General features: G+C 40.9%; 10 protein-coding genes. 4 read left to right on the top strand and 6 right to left on the bottom strand.

All coding sequences use genetic code 11. The features are described from left to right. Window positions 1–105 precede the first annotated feature (105 nt). Window positions 106–2,850: a family 78 glycoside hydrolase catalytic domain gene (locus MR054_RS03945; protein WP_242156259.1), complete on the bottom strand. Its 2,745-nt coding sequence runs from the start codon at window positions 2,848–2,850 to the stop codon at window positions 106–108. 258 nt (window positions 2,851–3,108) lie between these two features. Then, window positions 3,109–4,281, bottom strand: coding sequence for an acetyltransferase domain-containing protein (locus MR054_RS03940; protein ID WP_242156258.1), 1,173 nt, complete (start codon window positions 4,279–4,281; stop codon window positions 3,109–3,111). Between the two features lie 430 nt (window positions 4,282–4,711). Here MR054_RS03940 and MR054_RS03935 point away from each other — a divergent pair, with 430 nt between their 5' ends. Continuing rightward, window positions 4,712–5,269 carry a hypothetical protein gene (locus tag MR054_RS03935; protein WP_242156257.1) on the top strand — a complete coding sequence of 186 codons (558 nt, stop codon included), beginning with the start codon at window positions 4,712–4,714 and terminating at the stop codon, window positions 5,267–5,269. Between the two features lie 206 nt (window positions 5,270–5,475). Here MR054_RS03935 and MR054_RS03930 read toward each other — a convergent pair whose 3' ends face one another. The 3 genes from MR054_RS03930 to MR054_RS03920 all read right to left on the bottom strand — a co-directional run bounded on the left by MR054_RS03930 (window position 5,476) and on the right by MR054_RS03920 (window position 9,655). Then, window positions 5,476–6,630, bottom strand: a complete 1,155-nt coding sequence (locus MR054_RS03930; protein WP_242156256.1) for an alpha/beta hydrolase — start codon at window positions 6,628–6,630, stop codon at window positions 5,476–5,478. Between the two features lie 206 nt (window positions 6,631–6,836). Further along, window positions 6,837–8,888, bottom strand: coding sequence for an ATP-binding protein (locus MR054_RS03925; RefSeq protein WP_242156255.1), 2,052 nt, complete (start codon window positions 8,886–8,888; stop codon window positions 6,837–6,839). A 179-nt stretch (window positions 8,889–9,067) separates the two neighbouring features. Next, window positions 9,068–9,655, bottom strand: a complete 588-nt coding sequence (locus MR054_RS03920) for a hypothetical protein (RefSeq protein WP_242156254.1) — start codon at window positions 9,653–9,655, stop codon at window positions 9,068–9,070. A 618-nt stretch (window positions 9,656–10,273) separates the two neighbouring features. On the opposite strand from MR054_RS03920, the gene MR054_RS03915 reads away from it, so the two are divergent. The 3 genes from MR054_RS03915 to MR054_RS03905 are packed head-to-tail and all read left to right on the top strand — an operon-like array spanning window position 10,274 to window position 12,851. Then, a complete protein-coding gene (locus MR054_RS03915; RefSeq protein ID WP_242156253.1) occupies window positions 10,274–10,807 on the top strand; it encodes a T9SS type A sorting domain-containing protein in 534 nt (177 codons plus the stop codon). Between the two features lie 8 nt (window positions 10,808–10,815). Then, complete coding sequence (locus MR054_RS03910; RefSeq protein WP_242083928.1) at window positions 10,816–11,439, top strand: porin family protein; 624 nt, start codon at window positions 10,816–10,818, stop codon at window positions 11,437–11,439. A 23-nt stretch (window positions 11,440–11,462) separates the two neighbouring features. Further along, complete coding sequence (locus MR054_RS03905; protein WP_242156252.1) at window positions 11,463–12,851, top strand: hypothetical protein; 1,389 nt, start codon at window positions 11,463–11,465, stop codon at window positions 12,849–12,851. A 229-nt stretch (window positions 12,852–13,080) separates the two neighbouring features. On the opposite strand, the gene MR054_RS03900 is transcribed toward MR054_RS03905, so the two are convergent. Continuing rightward, a complete protein-coding gene (locus MR054_RS03900) occupies window positions 13,081–14,544 on the bottom strand; it encodes an MltF family protein (RefSeq protein ID WP_242156251.1) in 1,464 nt (487 codons plus the stop codon). Window positions 14,545–15,016 lie beyond the last annotated feature (472 nt).

Here is a 15,016-nt window from a genome sequence, read left to right as displayed (position 1 = left end):
GCAAAACCCGGCCATGGCCGACAGGGAGATCAGGGCCCTGAAAAAAAAGATTAGATATTCCGGAGGAATACCTGAAGCTCAACCTTAATCAACATGGAACTGATTTTAAAGGGTTTTGAACACATAGGTGCCGGGCATAGCTTCCAATTCTATGGCCGTTTCAGTGCGTTTAACAAAGGTTATGTCGGAGCGTTCACTAAGTTCTTCCCCATCAACACGTATAGCCATGCCGTCCTTGAAGGGGATCCTAATTTGTGCAGCGGTGTTGGGTGCAATAGTTACATGTAATTCTAGTCCCGAGTCCACTTTCCTCCAGGCCGACGACACCTTACCATAAATGGATTCATAGGATGCTTCTGCAAAGCTTAGCGGTCCACCGGGGATAGGAGCTATTCGCACCTTTTTATATCCGGGGGCTAAGGGCGCCAGTCCTGCAATGCGTTCGTAAAGCCATTGACCAATGGCGCCATAGGCGTAATGGTTGAATGAATTCATACCGGCATCTCCAAAACCATCTTCATGGCTGTAACTGTTCCATCTTTCCCACATGGTAGTAGCCCCCTGATTGATGCAGTAGAACCACGAGGGGTAGGTCTCCTTAAAGAGGATGGTGTACATGATATCTGTAAGACCGTATTTATCCAGTACGGTAGGAAGAAGTGGAGTCCCCAAAAAACCGGTTCGCAGGTGATGGTCCGCGTCCTCTATTTTCCGGATTAAATGGGGGAGTATCTTTTGGGCTGTTTCTTCTGTTACCAGTTCAAACCCGAGCGCCATGAGATACCCCGTTTGTGTTTCAAATTCGGTTGTGAGCTTTCCTTCACTGTCGATGAACTGGTCTTCAAATGCTGCTCTGACCGTATCTCGTAAAGTCCTTAACTCACGAACGTCTTCCAGTTTCCCCAGGACTTGTGCCGCTCTCAATGTTAAGTCGGTGGAACGTGCAAAGTATGCCGTTCCAATAAGGTCCTGAGGCGTATCGCCGCGGTTCCCCTCGCCTAAAGGATACGGTTGAAGCCAATCCCCAAAGGTATTGACGTCTGCAATATGGTTTTCGGCATGGGCCTTATAATACGCCACTAAGCCTTTCATCATCTCGTAATTGTCTTCCAGTATACGCGTATCACCTGTTCTAAAATAGAGTTCCCAGGGAATTACGGTAACGGCATCTGCCCAACCGGAACTGGATTCGGGACCTAAGCAATTGGGAATGACAAAAGGAATACTTCCGTCATCGCCCTGTTCCTCACGAGCACTTTTTAACCAGCTTGACCAAAAGGCATGGACACCGTAGTTGAACATGGAAGTCGGTAAAATAACCTGGGCATCGCCGGTCCATCCCAAACGTTCATCGCGTTGCGGACAATCCGTCGGGATGTCAAATAAATTACCTCTTAAACCCCATGTTATGTTTTGCTGTAGTTGATTTAATTTGTCGTGGGATGCATTAAAGTGCCCCGTCTTATCGAAGTTGGAATATTGAACGATTCCCGTTACCCAATCTTTTTCAGGGTGTTGGTCTTCATCAAATCCACTTAATTCCACATACCTGAACCCGTGAAACGTAAACGTGGGACGATAGCTAATGGTCCCGTCTTCTTTGGGGATATAGTAATCGGTGGACTTGGCATTGCGATAATTTTCCGTGTACAGGGTCCCATCCGGATTTAACATTTCCGCAAATCGAACCATAACCGTTTGGTCTTTTTTTACCGGTATTTTTAAATCCATCACACCCACCATGTTCTGACCGAGATCAAAAACATAACGTCCTGAATCAGGATGCGTAATGGCTATGGGTTTCAGCACGCTTTTAGGTGTCACTGCCAAATGACTTTTCGGGACTAAATCTACATTAGGATCTAATGCTTCGGCGATTACGTTTTCCCATTGGCTATCATCAAAATCGAAGGTACTCCAATGGGGAAATTCCAGACGGGCATCATAAACCTCACCATCATAAATGCTGGAAGAACGGATAGGTCCATTTCTGGTTCCTTTCCATTCGGAATTTGTTGGGATGATGGCTTTATCGCCATTCTTATAGGTTATTTCCAATTGACAAAGTGCACGAGGTAAGGGCTTTTCGAACCATAGAAATTTGGACCAACCCAAGCGACCGCTATGCCAACCGGATCCTAAAATTATGCCGATGGTGTTCTGGTCCTCATTAAGGAGATCGGTCACATCATAGCTGAGGGTCTCAATGCGTTTGGTGTAGGGTGTCCAGCCGGGTACCATCACATCTTCACCCACTTTTTTTCCATTTATCTGTGCTTCAAACAGGCCTTTAGCCGTTATAAATAACCTGGCCTGTGCGATCTCATGGTCTACGAGAAAGGACTTTCTTAAGTATTGGGGGGTGTACAATAATGTACTGGCATGCAGCGTATCATGAATCACTTCCGGTTCTAAGGAGATCCACTTGGCGGTCCAATCGGCGTTACTCAAGAGCCCTAATTCAAAATTGGCCACTTCGCTCCAGGCAGATGCATTGCCTTCCTGATCCGTGAACCTGACTTGCCAGTATACCTTTTGTTTGGACTGTAAGGGTTTCCCCTGGTATGTTACCTGAACAGATTGATCGGATGGAACGGTTTTGCTGTCCCATAAATCGGCATGGTGAGGCAGAAGTTCCGGATCACTGGCAACCACAATTTGATAACCGGATTGCGACTTCACCTGCTTTAAGACAGGAAGCTTCCATGAAAATGTAGGGGTTTGATCATGAAATCCAATCGGGTTTTTAAATCCCTCTGAGACCGTTAATTGGTTCGGGGCCTCATTAAGGGTTGCGGTGCATGATGCCAATAGTTGGAGGGCTATAAGGATGTAAATAACCTTTGTCATGAATACGGGATTTAATTTTCAACAGGGTAAATAATGGTAATGAACACCATGGGTTTTATCCATAATGGGCCATCCCATAAAGATAATTAAATATTTCTACGCTTTTTTAACTCTTGGTAATCGTTAACTATGCATCAGGATGCTGCCTTTTTTTACTATGCCTGTCATCGCATTATTAGGGACCCGTTTAGGCCCTTCATGGCTAAAAGGACCATGAACCGTATTGTGGCGGAGGCTCCTTATGGGCCATAGATTTTATTAAAAATAATGCAACCACCAATAGTGTTTGTGGCTCATTTTATAATCACCGAACTTACGGCAAAGGGGGAATAACATAAACACAATAAACAACCATACCACATACACCCATCCCAGGTTTACCCCATAACCTATCAATTGCGTATTGGTCGATACAAACCCATCCAATATCATGGATTCATAGCCATAGCCTGAGTATTCAGCTAAAATAGTCGCCAACAGGTGAATGGCATAGATATGAATAATGTAAAAGAAGAAGGGAACTTTTCCAAAAGTCGTGCAGAAGTTTACGAAACGGCCTTTTAGATGTTCTGAAATGCCCAAAAATAGAATGGAAGGCCCCAGGGTCATCAGCAAATAAGTCACTGATGGCGGATATTTTGAAGGATCCATAAATGAGATGAGCGTCTGAACGCCGTTATCAAAAGAAATCCACGGGTCCGAATTTCCATAAAGGTTAATGGCTCTCATGATAAAAAACCCGCCAATACAGGCCAGGCCAATTTGGGTAAAGCGCTTTTGTCGGTATTCAGGGGTGACTGTTCCATCATAGAATTTTCCAAAATAGTAACCCAGGGACATGACCCCTATCCATGGGATAATGGGGTAAACCACACGTAATTTAATACTGTCAAATACGGTGAAATACCCGCGTTCATGCAGGATGGACCAAAATAGGTTCTGATTAAAATGGACGCCATCCAGCAAATGATGTCCAAAAATAATGGCCAAACTCAAAATGAGAATATGTTTCATGGACAGGTGAACCATAGCCGCCAGAAAAATCATACTAATCCCTAACGACCAGATAACCAAAAGGCCAAGGGAGCTAAAGGAAACATTAAAACTCCATCCAAAATACACAATGGTTAACTCAATACCTATTAGCCAGATCCCCCTTTTTAATAAAAATGCAGAAAGTTGGGATTTCGTTTTTCTTCTCCCCACTAAAAAAGCAGAGACTCCTGCCAAAAAACTAAATGCCGGGGCACAGAAGTGCGTGATCCATCGGGTAAAGAACAGGATGAGATTACTTTTTTCAGGATCGGCAGGATCAAATAGAAAGGAGTCTGTATGGAAGTAATCACGGGTATGATCCAATGCCATAAACAGGATAACCAGTCCTTTAAGGACATCCAGGGATTCAATTCTTTTAGTTTTTGGTCGATTCATATGGTATTTGTGATTATGGCTGGCTACAAGGTAAACCCAACGACGTTCATTCCCTATGCGCTATGATTTGCCTAAATGTAACTAAAATACTTACTAGGTACTAGGGTTTTTAAAACTTATACTAGTCTTGGGCCTTGTGTTAGTTCTTAACGGCGACTGTTAACCCGGGTTAGTCCTCGTTAGGCCCGTCTTACGAACAGGAGTTTTAAGGGCTGCACCGAGGTATAAACTTAAACGGTCTTGAATCTCATTAGGGGGTCAATTTCAAATGCAATACATAGCGTTTTCATATAAAAATATGCTGTATTAACCTTTAAATGAACGCATTTCATATTTGGGTTAATTAAGCATATATATTAGCAAATTGCATGGATTTCTTCCTGCAATTCATGTTGCATCTTTGCACAGTATAATTTTAATACACTAAGTTATGAAACGAGCAAATTTTCATCCATACATTTGGGCATTCTCACCAATTACATCGTATGTGTTGGCCAATCTCGAAGAAGATGAACGAGAAATCAAAGAATTGATATTAAAAAACACCAGACATTATAACCTTGGGGTTTCTGAAATGCATTTAAATGTTACTAAATTAACCGCTATAGACAGTTCAGGAATCGAGCACTTCATTTTAGATTTTCCAAATCAAATGACACTGAATATAAAGGGCATAGGTTATGGGCATTTTTATAAGTTAAAAAAGATTTCAAGCTTACCGTCCAATACCTACACCCATTTTCGTTTTTATTTGGGGAGTACGGGCAATACCTTACATTTTAAGGATGGGGCTGTAGAGAACAAGAACGCCTGTAATTATTTAGATTTTGAAATCGAGAACAAGGTCACGCTCAATGGCGGAAACCCTTCGGAAGCAAAAATCTGGTTCGATATGGTTCCTTATGAATTTAAGAGGCATTTTAAATGGTTTACGGAGTGGCTCCATAGGTTTAAAAATCTAAAATCCAGTATTCAAAACGCGTATTAATCCCCAATTAAAAAATCATAAAGACTCCCATTAGTTTGGGAGTTTTTTATGGCATGCCATTTAAGCTAAAGCATTATTTCTGGTGATCCTTTGGAACCCACTATTTTCTTCTAAAAGGGGTGCCCTCCATAAAATCAAAACACAGTAAGAAGCTAAATAAAAAAAAACCGTCAATCGTTGACGGTTTTCTATGCAAAGGGCCAATGCTAATGCATGGTATTGGAACAAAAGGCAAGGGATTCTGCTAACCTTTCGAAGGTTTTATTAAAATGCCCACCTTCAAAGGTTTTAAACGTATAATCAATACCGTAATAATCCAGTTTATTAATGAGGTATGGATAAGTCAATCCTGTACCCAGTTCATCATAGAGTCCAACGTCGAAATAAATACCATTTAGCGATTGGAATGCGTTGACATGGGTATCCAATAATGAAAACACATCATGTTGATACCATCTGTTAGCCACTTCGGGAAGAACCTCAGGTGAGGGCCACGCAAAGGGTAGGTCGACATAGAAAGGCGGATTATTAAGATTGGGTGACCAGGCGGCACTCATGGCATATCCGGCAGAGGTTAAGAATTTAGTGGGATCAGGACCTGTAAATCCATCGGGGTTTTCGGCTATGACCACCGGTCCCATTGAAAGGACGGCATCAACCAGTAGTAAGCCACTATGACTGGCTACGGTACCAAATATATCAGGGTATTTGAGACCAAATTTAAATGCCGCATAGCCTCCCTGGGAATACCCAATTACGGCACGTCCGGAGGCATGGGTTATGGTCCTGTAATGGGCATCCATATATTGGACGACGTCCTGCACAATGTAATCCTCAAAATTACCGTTCAGGATGGAATTGGAATAAAAACTAAACCGGTAACCGGCATCACTGTCGGAATTTGGCATGACAATAATCATGGGTTCAATAGCCCCTGATGCCATGAGATGATCCACCCATACTCTAAAGCCCTCGGTAGGGAAATCCGGGTACTCCTTAAAATAACCGTTTGGATTTATGGTTTCATCCCACGCTTTAATATCGATAAAGGTTTTTTCGGAAAAGGGTTCACCATGCAATAAATAAACAACGGGATAACTGCGATCGGTATGTTTATCATATCCCGGGGGGGTATATATCTGTAATTTCCTGATGTTGGAATTCCCAATGCTATTATTGGTAAGGGCTTCACTAAGGATTACTTTGTTTTGAAGTTTACTTTTATGAAGGTCTTTAGGGGTTTCTTTTGACAAATAAAGGGCATTAGAATTTGGGTCAATGGGTTCAATCGGTTCAACCTCACAGTTCCAGAATGATAGGGTTACTGCAATTATTATGTAAAAAAACGGGAATGTTTTCATGGTACAAATGGTTTTAAGTTTACGGTTATATTCATCGGTTCTGCATACTACAGATACCTCTCTTAGGAGGAGTTCCATATGCGGAACGTCGTTGCTTTCAAGAGGAAAATTAATATACTTTCCTCATAGAGGCTTGTCTTTAGGTATCAAATGTTTAACGGCGCGTCTCAGGTTGAAGTGAAAAAAATGGAGGGAAGGAAACGGGATTACATTTTGGTTTTACTGGGGGCATGACCAAATTCTTTCGTAAAAATTCTACTAAAATGCGCGAGGCTTTTAAAACCGGTATCGTAAGCCACCTCGGTGACATTTCGATCGGTGGTTAAAAGGAGTTCCTTTGCCTTTTTAAGCCTGAGGGTACGAATAAAAGCATAAACGGTTGTGTTGGTCAATGCAGAAAATTTACGGTATAATTGGGCGCGACTCATGGCCAATGAACGACATAACGCCTCTATTCCAAATTCTTCATCACTTAAATGGGCCTCCAGAATGTTATGGACATTTTGTAAAAATAGATCCTCTTTGTTGCGGGTTGAACTCTTCAGAGCATTGAGATTGAAGTGTGGTGTTGGAAATGATTGGTATCGTAACTGCAGATTATGGCGTAGTTCTATTAGTTTTTCTATACGAATGAATAATTCATCCCGATTAAAGGGTTTTACCAGGTAAACATCGGCGCCCGATTTAAGGCCTTCATTACGGGAATGGCTATCCACACGAGCCGTTAGAAGCACTATCGGGATATGACTTGTTTTGATATTTTCCTTTAACTCCCTGCACATGGTGAATCCATCCATTAAAGGCATCATCACATCACTGATGATCAGATCCGGGATCTTATCCAAACTTTTGTTAAGGCCCTCAAATCCATTACGGGCGATTTCTATATGATAATCTGCTTCGAGTAAGGATTGAAGATATCGAATTACATCGGCATTGTCCTCAACAATAAGCAAAGTCAGTTGCTTTTTGGTTTTGTCAGGAGCTGTTAAAGGATTTGATCGAAAGGCATCTTCACTAGAACCCTCTGTAGCTAAAGGAAGTTGTACCTTTTGCGCCGTATTGGTAATGGGGAGTGTTATGGTGAACACAGAACCCTTGTTGTAAACACTGTCCACACATATGGTGCCGTTGAGGAGCTTCACCAGTTCCCTGGTTAGAGCAAGGCCTAAGCCCGATCCTTCCTTAAGTGTTTCAAGATGGTTTTTGGCCTGGAAATAAGGGTCAAATATCTTGTGAAGATCGCTTTTTGGGATGCCAATGCCCGTGTCCTTAACACTTAACTCCAGCATATGATCTTGAGTTACTGCAAGTCTTATCTTTACCGAACCGGCTCGAGGCGTATACTTAATGGCATTGGATATGAGATTGTATATGATATCATGGATTTTGTCGGGATCAAAATCCATTAGGATGGTTTTGGGTTCAGCTGAAAAATGGAGTGTGATGGCCTTTACCGCGGCGAGTGAGTGAAAGGACTCCACGAGATAACGGATGTACATCGCCAAATCATCCTGAATGAGTTGCAACGGCATGGAACTCGCTTCTAATTTTGAAAGATCCAGTAACTGATTCGTAAGGTTCATGAGACTCATACTGTTTCGTTTCACTATACTATGCCCTTCATGGAGCCACCTTGAAGGGTTGTTTTTCATCTGATCGACCATTCCGGTGATGATATTTACGGGAGTTCTAAATTCATGGGTAATGTGGGTGTAAAATTTAGTGCGAAGCTCATCCAGTTCCTTTAATTGTTTTTTTTCTTGCCGTTTGATTTTCTGCAGGGCTGTGGTGTAATAGTACAACGTAAAGAATATGAATGAGGCAAAAATGAACAATCCAATAAAATAATGGGCAAACAAATGATCGTCCGGATGATGCGGATTTAAAAGGGTAGCAGTAATCAAGGAAACGATCAACAATACAAAAACAAATACGGCTCTTTTTTTATTGGGCAGCGTTAATGCATAAACCGGGGCCATCAACCCGACATAAACCGGGGTGCCTACATGTAACATACCCCCCATTAAGTATACCTTTGCTGAGGCCAGCGTGACCAGTACCAATTGGGTGGCAAAGGCATAGGTTTCAATGTGTTTTCTAACGAAATGAAAAAGGATTAGGGGCATGCCTAAACCCAAAATGAACGAAAGGTTCAATATATATACCCATAAACCTGAAGTAAATCCATAGAGGAACGTAAAGGGCAATAGGAACAGGAGACCCCCTACATTAAGTAGCCACCAGGTGATCTTCAAGACAATAATATCCGAACTATCCCCGGGTTGATAAACATAGTTGGACAGTGCTACATTTAGGTGTTGTATGAGGGGTTTAATGGATTTAATGATACACGTGGTTAAGGTCTAATTACTAAAAATAGTGTATTATCTTTTTTTTAACTATGATAAATATCAGTCCTTTAAGTGTGCCCTTACTATGCCCCTACGCGCTCTTTTTGACTTCTTTTTTGAACAAGGATGAGTTGCAAGGCCAGGGCCATAATGCCTTGCCAAATGGTGTTTGGATAGAATATTTCATTAATTGTCTCCTTCGTCTTAAAATGCTCAAAGAATAAGAAATAATAGATCACCAGTAGGACTATGGCACTTAATTTTACATAAAAACCAAATCGACCGGATTTCAGTTTAAAAACGAACTGGTATAAAACGAATAGTGCCAGGGTGGCAACCACACAAGTGCCAAAAGTAATGGTGACTATTTTTGAACGATCCTCCCCAAATAACTGCTGTAAATCCTCCTCAAAGACACCATAAATGGCCAGGCTGTAATAACCGATAACAAAAGCGATGAGGCTCACCAAAATACTTAAGCCTGCTGAAAAACTAATTTTTAGAATGACAGGTTGCACTTTAAATCTGATCCTGTTAAAATTTGTAATGCCTATCACCAGACCAAATGAAATGGGGTAATATAATAGACCAAATTCTTTTAAAACATCTGATGCTGAAAGTATTGCAATTAAAAGGACCAGTATAACTGGTGGAAATAGAATTTTTACCATATTTTAAATATAATCATATCCACTAAAATTCTGAAGGATGAAACCATAATTTATGTATTTAGATAGTATTTGGGGTTCAATTGTCTTTTATGGACAAGTCCTACATACTGTGCATCGTCCGTCCTTGTCTAAAAGTTCATAGGGGCTTTCAAAAATGCTATGCTAAAGGGCGAAAAAAAGGTGTTGGTAAATCGTTTTGCGCAGGGCAAGACCGACCAAAGCGATGCATCTGTTGTCATCATCATCGGAGAGCCCTGTTTTGGAGCCCCATGTATTTACATCGGAAAAATAACCGGAACACGTTAACCCTGAATACCCCGTATAACCATGTCAAAAATGCGATAATGATCTGTTAATGAGCAGTACAGTTGATGAAATAAGTATTTCAACAAATAAATTGTTATTAAAAAATTATGGGTTTTATATTTGAAAGGGGATTGAATCACATGTGTTCTGATTTTAGGGATAGATAAAAAACAAAAAGGCTCCTTCAGGGGTTAAACCGTTTTTTTGTTGGTCCGGGCAGGACGTTTAACGAGTAGCTTCTACCGCAATTATACCCGGATAGAACGGAACATATGGTGTTGCTTTCAACCTAAGAATTTAAATTTTATAACCATGAAAAAATCGAGTGTTAAATCGCTTTTAGAAAAAGTAAAATTTAGGACAGGGCTGGTCCATCTGGGATGGATTATTATGCTGTTCTCCTCCTATAGTTACGCGCAAACGATAGCTAGGCAAAGTGTTTCGAGCTATGGTTCCACCTCATCGGTAGGCGGTCATTCTTACGCGCAAACCGTTGGACAAGCCTACAATACACAACATATTGAAAACCTGAATGCCACTCAGGGGTTTCTGCAGCCGGTCAGTTATAAAATTGTGCCGGTAGAACAGGATGCGTTTGAGGCATTAGATCTTAAGGTCTTTCCCAACCCATCTCAATATAGTATTACCATAAAAAGTAATCTTGTGTTAAAGGAAGCCTTTATAATGATTACTAACGTACAGGGGCATATTATTTATGAACAACACATTCAAAGCATAAAAGAACACCGCATTAATTGCAGTACCTGGGCTACCGGCATATACCTTTTACAGGTTCAAAACGAGAACAATAAACGATCCGTCAGTAAATTAATAATATCTAAATAAGCATTAATATGAAAAGAATTATACTAGTATTAACCACGACTCTTATAGCACTTACAGGTTATGCACAAGAGTCAAGTTTAACCTTGGAGGCGTCTCAATTGACCAGTACCTTTAGGTTTGTGGATAGCGATAACAACAAACTAAATTCTGATTATCAATCGATTTTTACAGGCGCTTACGGTATAGGATACCGTAATATTTTTGACAATAATATCATGTTAAAAGCAGGCCTGGGCAAGCGGAACGGAGGTGCTAACTACGTTTATGACAATACGAACTACTCATGGCGCCTGGAGTATGCAGAGCTGAAAGTTGGGGGAGGCTATATGTTAAAAAAACGCGTGTTCAGTCCCTATGCTGTTATTAATGCCTACTATGGACATTTATTACGGGGGACTCAGGTGTTAAACAACGAGGAGTTTAATATTACGGAGTCCGGGATATTGAAAAAATCAGATTTTGGACTCATAGGAAACATTGGACTCAACTTTAAAATTTCTAATTTCATATCGGCCTATGCAGAAGGGCTGTATCTATTTGGACTGAGTAATATAGAAGAAGATTCGGGTCAGACAACGGCTAACAGAAGCTTCGGGATCACCTTGGGTCTTGCCTTTAATTTAACTGAATAGTAAAAACCATTAATTTGATTGTCATGAAAAAATTTAAATATATTTTATTAATCGTAATTTTTAGTATCGCTGTTAATTTTGTTTCGGCACAGCGCATAGGGAATCTGGACGGCATATATTATCAAGCTGTCGCCCTTAACGATGAAACGCAAGAGATTGTGGGTCTCGATATAGAAGCAAAACCACTGTATAATCGGGAAATTGGCGTGCGGTTCACCATTACAAAAGGGCTGGATGGAGCAGTCCAGTGGGAAGAAACACATGTGACCACCACAGATGCCTATGGTCTGTTTAACCTGGTTATAGGAAAAGGGGTGGTGTCCAGTTCAACCTATTCAAGGCTACTGGATATTCCCTGGATTGACGCAGATCAGTTCTTAAAGGTGGAAATATCCACCAAAAATGACGGTAATTACAAAATAGTGAGCAATCAGAAATTTATGGCAGTGCCTTATGCTTTTTATACCGACGATATTGCCGATGATGCCATTACAACAGAAAAAATACTCAATGAAGAAATCCTTGCCGAGGATATTGCGGAGGGTGCGGTTGAAACTTCAGAGATTTTAAATGAAACCATTCTGGCTGAAGATATTGCTGAGGGTGCTGTGGAGACCTCAGAGATTTTAAATGAAACCATTCTGGCTGAAGATATTGCGGAGGGTGCGGTTGAAACTTCAGAGATTTTAAATGAAACCATTCTGGCTGAAGATATTGCCGAGGGGGCTGTGGAGACCTCAGAGATTTTAAATGAAACCATTCTGGCCGAAGATATTGCTGAGGGTGCTGTGGAGACCTCAGAGATTTTAAATGAAACCATTCTGGCCGAAGATATTGCTGAGGGTGCTGTGGAGACCTCTGAGATCTTAAATGAAACCATTCTTAATGAAGATATTGCGAACAATACGATAAACCTAACCACCAAGGTGACCGATATTTTACCGCTTGAAAATGGAGGTACAGGTCTCGATGCCTCTGCTGTTGCAGATGGTGAAATTTTAATTGGAGATGGCACGACCAATACCTTCAATTTAACAACACTTACTGCGGGCACAGGCATTGTAATTGAAAACACCCCGGGTAATGTTACCATTATCTCACCACCTGTTTCCACCAGTGCCGATGGCTCTTTTAATATTCCTGTTGGAAGTAACGGCGTTATTGGGCCTAATACTGCCTGGTATTCACCCAATAGTCTGAAGGTCGATCCTCCGGCGGACAAACCTTTTGAAATGGGGGATATTTTTCTGGCGTCGGCCGATATTGATTTACAGGGATGTATATTATCAGTCTATCTGCAAAGTATTGATGGTAATGGACAGGCAAATGTTCAGGTGATCTTGTTTAATCCAAAAAATAACCCGGTCACCTTGCAAACCCCGGTTACCTTTAAATTCTTACTTGTGAAGTAGGTTCCATAGGGAGTGACCATCGTCATCATGAATGGAATAGGTTAAAAAGGAGCGACTGTTTTGGAGGTATGAAAAATAGCCATGCTCTTTTTTAGCCTGCTACGTATAGCGTCCGTTGCAGTTGTTAATTTACCGGTTCTCGTTGGTATACTTACCTTTTTTTCTGAGATCGATATTAAAATCAATCGGGAACCCCTCTTTACCGTCGAAAGGAATGCTAAACAAGTATTTAAATGTCTTCTTCAAAAAAAGATTGATACAAACGGTGCCGTTTTAAAATATCTTTTACGTAGTTCACAGGTTCGGTCCCTTGAACGTAACCGTATTTAATGTCCGGTAAGGTGTAATACTTTTTTAAGGTTAACTTTAGTACGGCTTGCTCAACATGGTCGTCCCAGAGCATGGGATTGCCTCCCATTATTTTGGTGAGTTGCACCGCATCTTTAATGTGGTATAGTCCCGCATTATAACTTGCCAGGGTAAACTTGATACGTTCGTTGTGGTCGGGAATGGATGTCCATGCCTTCCACAGATCAAGTAAATAGGAAGTACCCCCTTTTAGACTTTCTTCGGGATTGGCCGTATTTTTTATACCAAGCTCTTTCGCGGTAGAGGGCATAATTTGCATTAAGCCATGGGCTCTGGCCCAACTCTTGGCGTTAGGGTCAAAACGCGATTCCTGATAGACCTGGCTCGCCAGAAGGATCCAATCCCATGGAAGTTTTTCGGCATATTTTTTTATTAAATCGTCATAGGGGCTGATTTGTCCCGTCCGGTTAAAATAGTAATCACTCTCTACATGTCTTAATATGCTGGATCTGTTTTTAAAATAACGATTGTAAATGACATAATAATCGGTGCGCTTCTTCATGGAACTAATCCATTGGTCCAAAGCCGCTTTTAGTTTAGACGTATTTTTTCTTAAGACCCAGGACGCCCGCTGTGAAAAACTAATGGGTGTAGAAACATGGAGGTCCTTAAAGTGATATGCAAAAACTTTCGCTATGGTATTATCCGCAATGGTGTATTTAATGTCACCGTTATGCACTAAATGAATTAATTCGTCTGTAGAAATCGCCGAATCGACAATGTTCATGTGAATTAATCCGCCAATTTCATTCATTAAATTTTCGAGTCTCATCTTATAGGAAGAGTGGTCCCTGATGGTTACGGTGTCCCCAATCAAATGAATAGGGTCGTGTTTCAGCACTTTGTCTATTTCATGAAGTTTCATATTTCTCCAATTATCGGGCTTTTTTTGAACCAACACTTGCTTGGTGAGATAGAGATAATCTGAAAACAAAAACGATTTTTGGCGATCCAGGGTTACCGTGAATCCATGGGCAATAAGATCCCCTTCTCCCGTATTTAGAAGTTCACCTAATTCATCAAAATTCTTCGCAACGATAAGCTTTAAATCGACGTCCAAATATTTGGCAAAATGTTTTAGGAGTTCATACTCAAAACCCATGGGTTGTCCTTTATACAAAAAATAGCTCGTGGGACCTTCAAAGACAATGGCACGCAAAGTACCCCTGGCTTTAATCTTGTCCAAATCAAAAGCAATGGGTTTTGATAATCCTTTTTTATAAAAATTATGAGGATCCCTGATGTCGGATGATTCATTTATATGTCCACAGGACATGACAAACAGGGATACCATTAGAGCGATTGTTCTTAGCTTAAAGTACATTATAGGCGTTTTATAAATTGAATGTGAATAAGATACATAAATAAATGAGAAACGCGTTGTGTATTTTGATTTATAGGTTACAAATGAATGTCAGGTGGAGTGATTTTCCATAGAAAATGGTATCGCGAACACGAGTTTAAGAACAAAAATGGGATTTTCCATACCTACCAAAGGCAGGCAGGCTAATTTATTTCATTCCATAAATTCACTCGAAGCTACCCGTCCGGTCAGGCGGGTTGACAAATTTTATTCAAAATGCCAATGGGTATGAGAAGTCATAAATTATAATTCTGCCATATTATATGGAACAGCCTTATTGTGCCGGAACTCCGCGTGTATAATGATAAAGGGTGATTTTAATTCTTCAACAAAAGGAAAGGCTGTAACCATTTCCCGATGTTGTTGTCCTAATTTAAACATCGGGCCCTCAATGGCAACTAAAAGCACGCTAAATATGTTTTTTTGGCGAACT

The sequence above is a fragment of the Aestuariivivens sediminis genome (assembly GCF_022662105.1).
Lineage (GTDB): Bacteria > Bacteroidota > Bacteroidia > Flavobacteriales > Flavobacteriaceae > Aestuariivivens > Aestuariivivens sediminis.
Note: the sequence above shows the minus strand (reverse complement) of the source record. Positions and strands in the feature narration are given on the sequence as shown.

Bases quoted from the DNA above. Each gene is read 5' to 3' on its own strand.
- MR054_RS03935 (WP_242156257.1), top strand. From the start codon at position 4,712: ATGAAACGAGCAAATTTTCATCCATACATTTGGGCATTCTCACCAATT.
- MR054_RS03910 (WP_242083928.1), top strand. From the start codon at position 10,816: ATGAAAAGAATTATACTAGTATTAACCACGACTCTTATAGCACTTACA.
- MR054_RS03945 (WP_242156259.1), bottom strand. From the start codon at position 2,850: ATGACAAAGGTTATTTACATCCTTATAGCCCTCCAACTATTGGCATCA.
- MR054_RS03930 (WP_242156256.1), bottom strand. From the start codon at position 6,630: ATGAAAACATTCCCGTTTTTTTACATAATAATTGCAGTAACCCTATCA.
- MR054_RS03905 (WP_242156252.1), top strand. From the start codon at position 11,463: ATGAAAAAATTTAAATATATTTTATTAATCGTAATTTTTAGTATCGCT.
- MR054_RS03920 (WP_242156254.1), bottom strand. From the start codon at position 9,655: ATGGTAAAAATTCTATTTCCACCAGTTATACTGGTCCTTTTAATTGCA.
- MR054_RS03900 (WP_242156251.1), bottom strand. From the start codon at position 14,544: ATGTACTTTAAGCTAAGAACAATCGCTCTAATGGTATCCCTGTTTGTC.
- MR054_RS03915 (WP_242156253.1), top strand. From the start codon at position 10,274: ATGAAAAAATCGAGTGTTAAATCGCTTTTAGAAAAAGTAAAATTTAGG.
- MR054_RS03940 (WP_242156258.1), bottom strand. From the start codon at position 4,281: ATGAATCGACCAAAAACTAAAAGAATTGAATCCCTGGATGTCCTTAAA.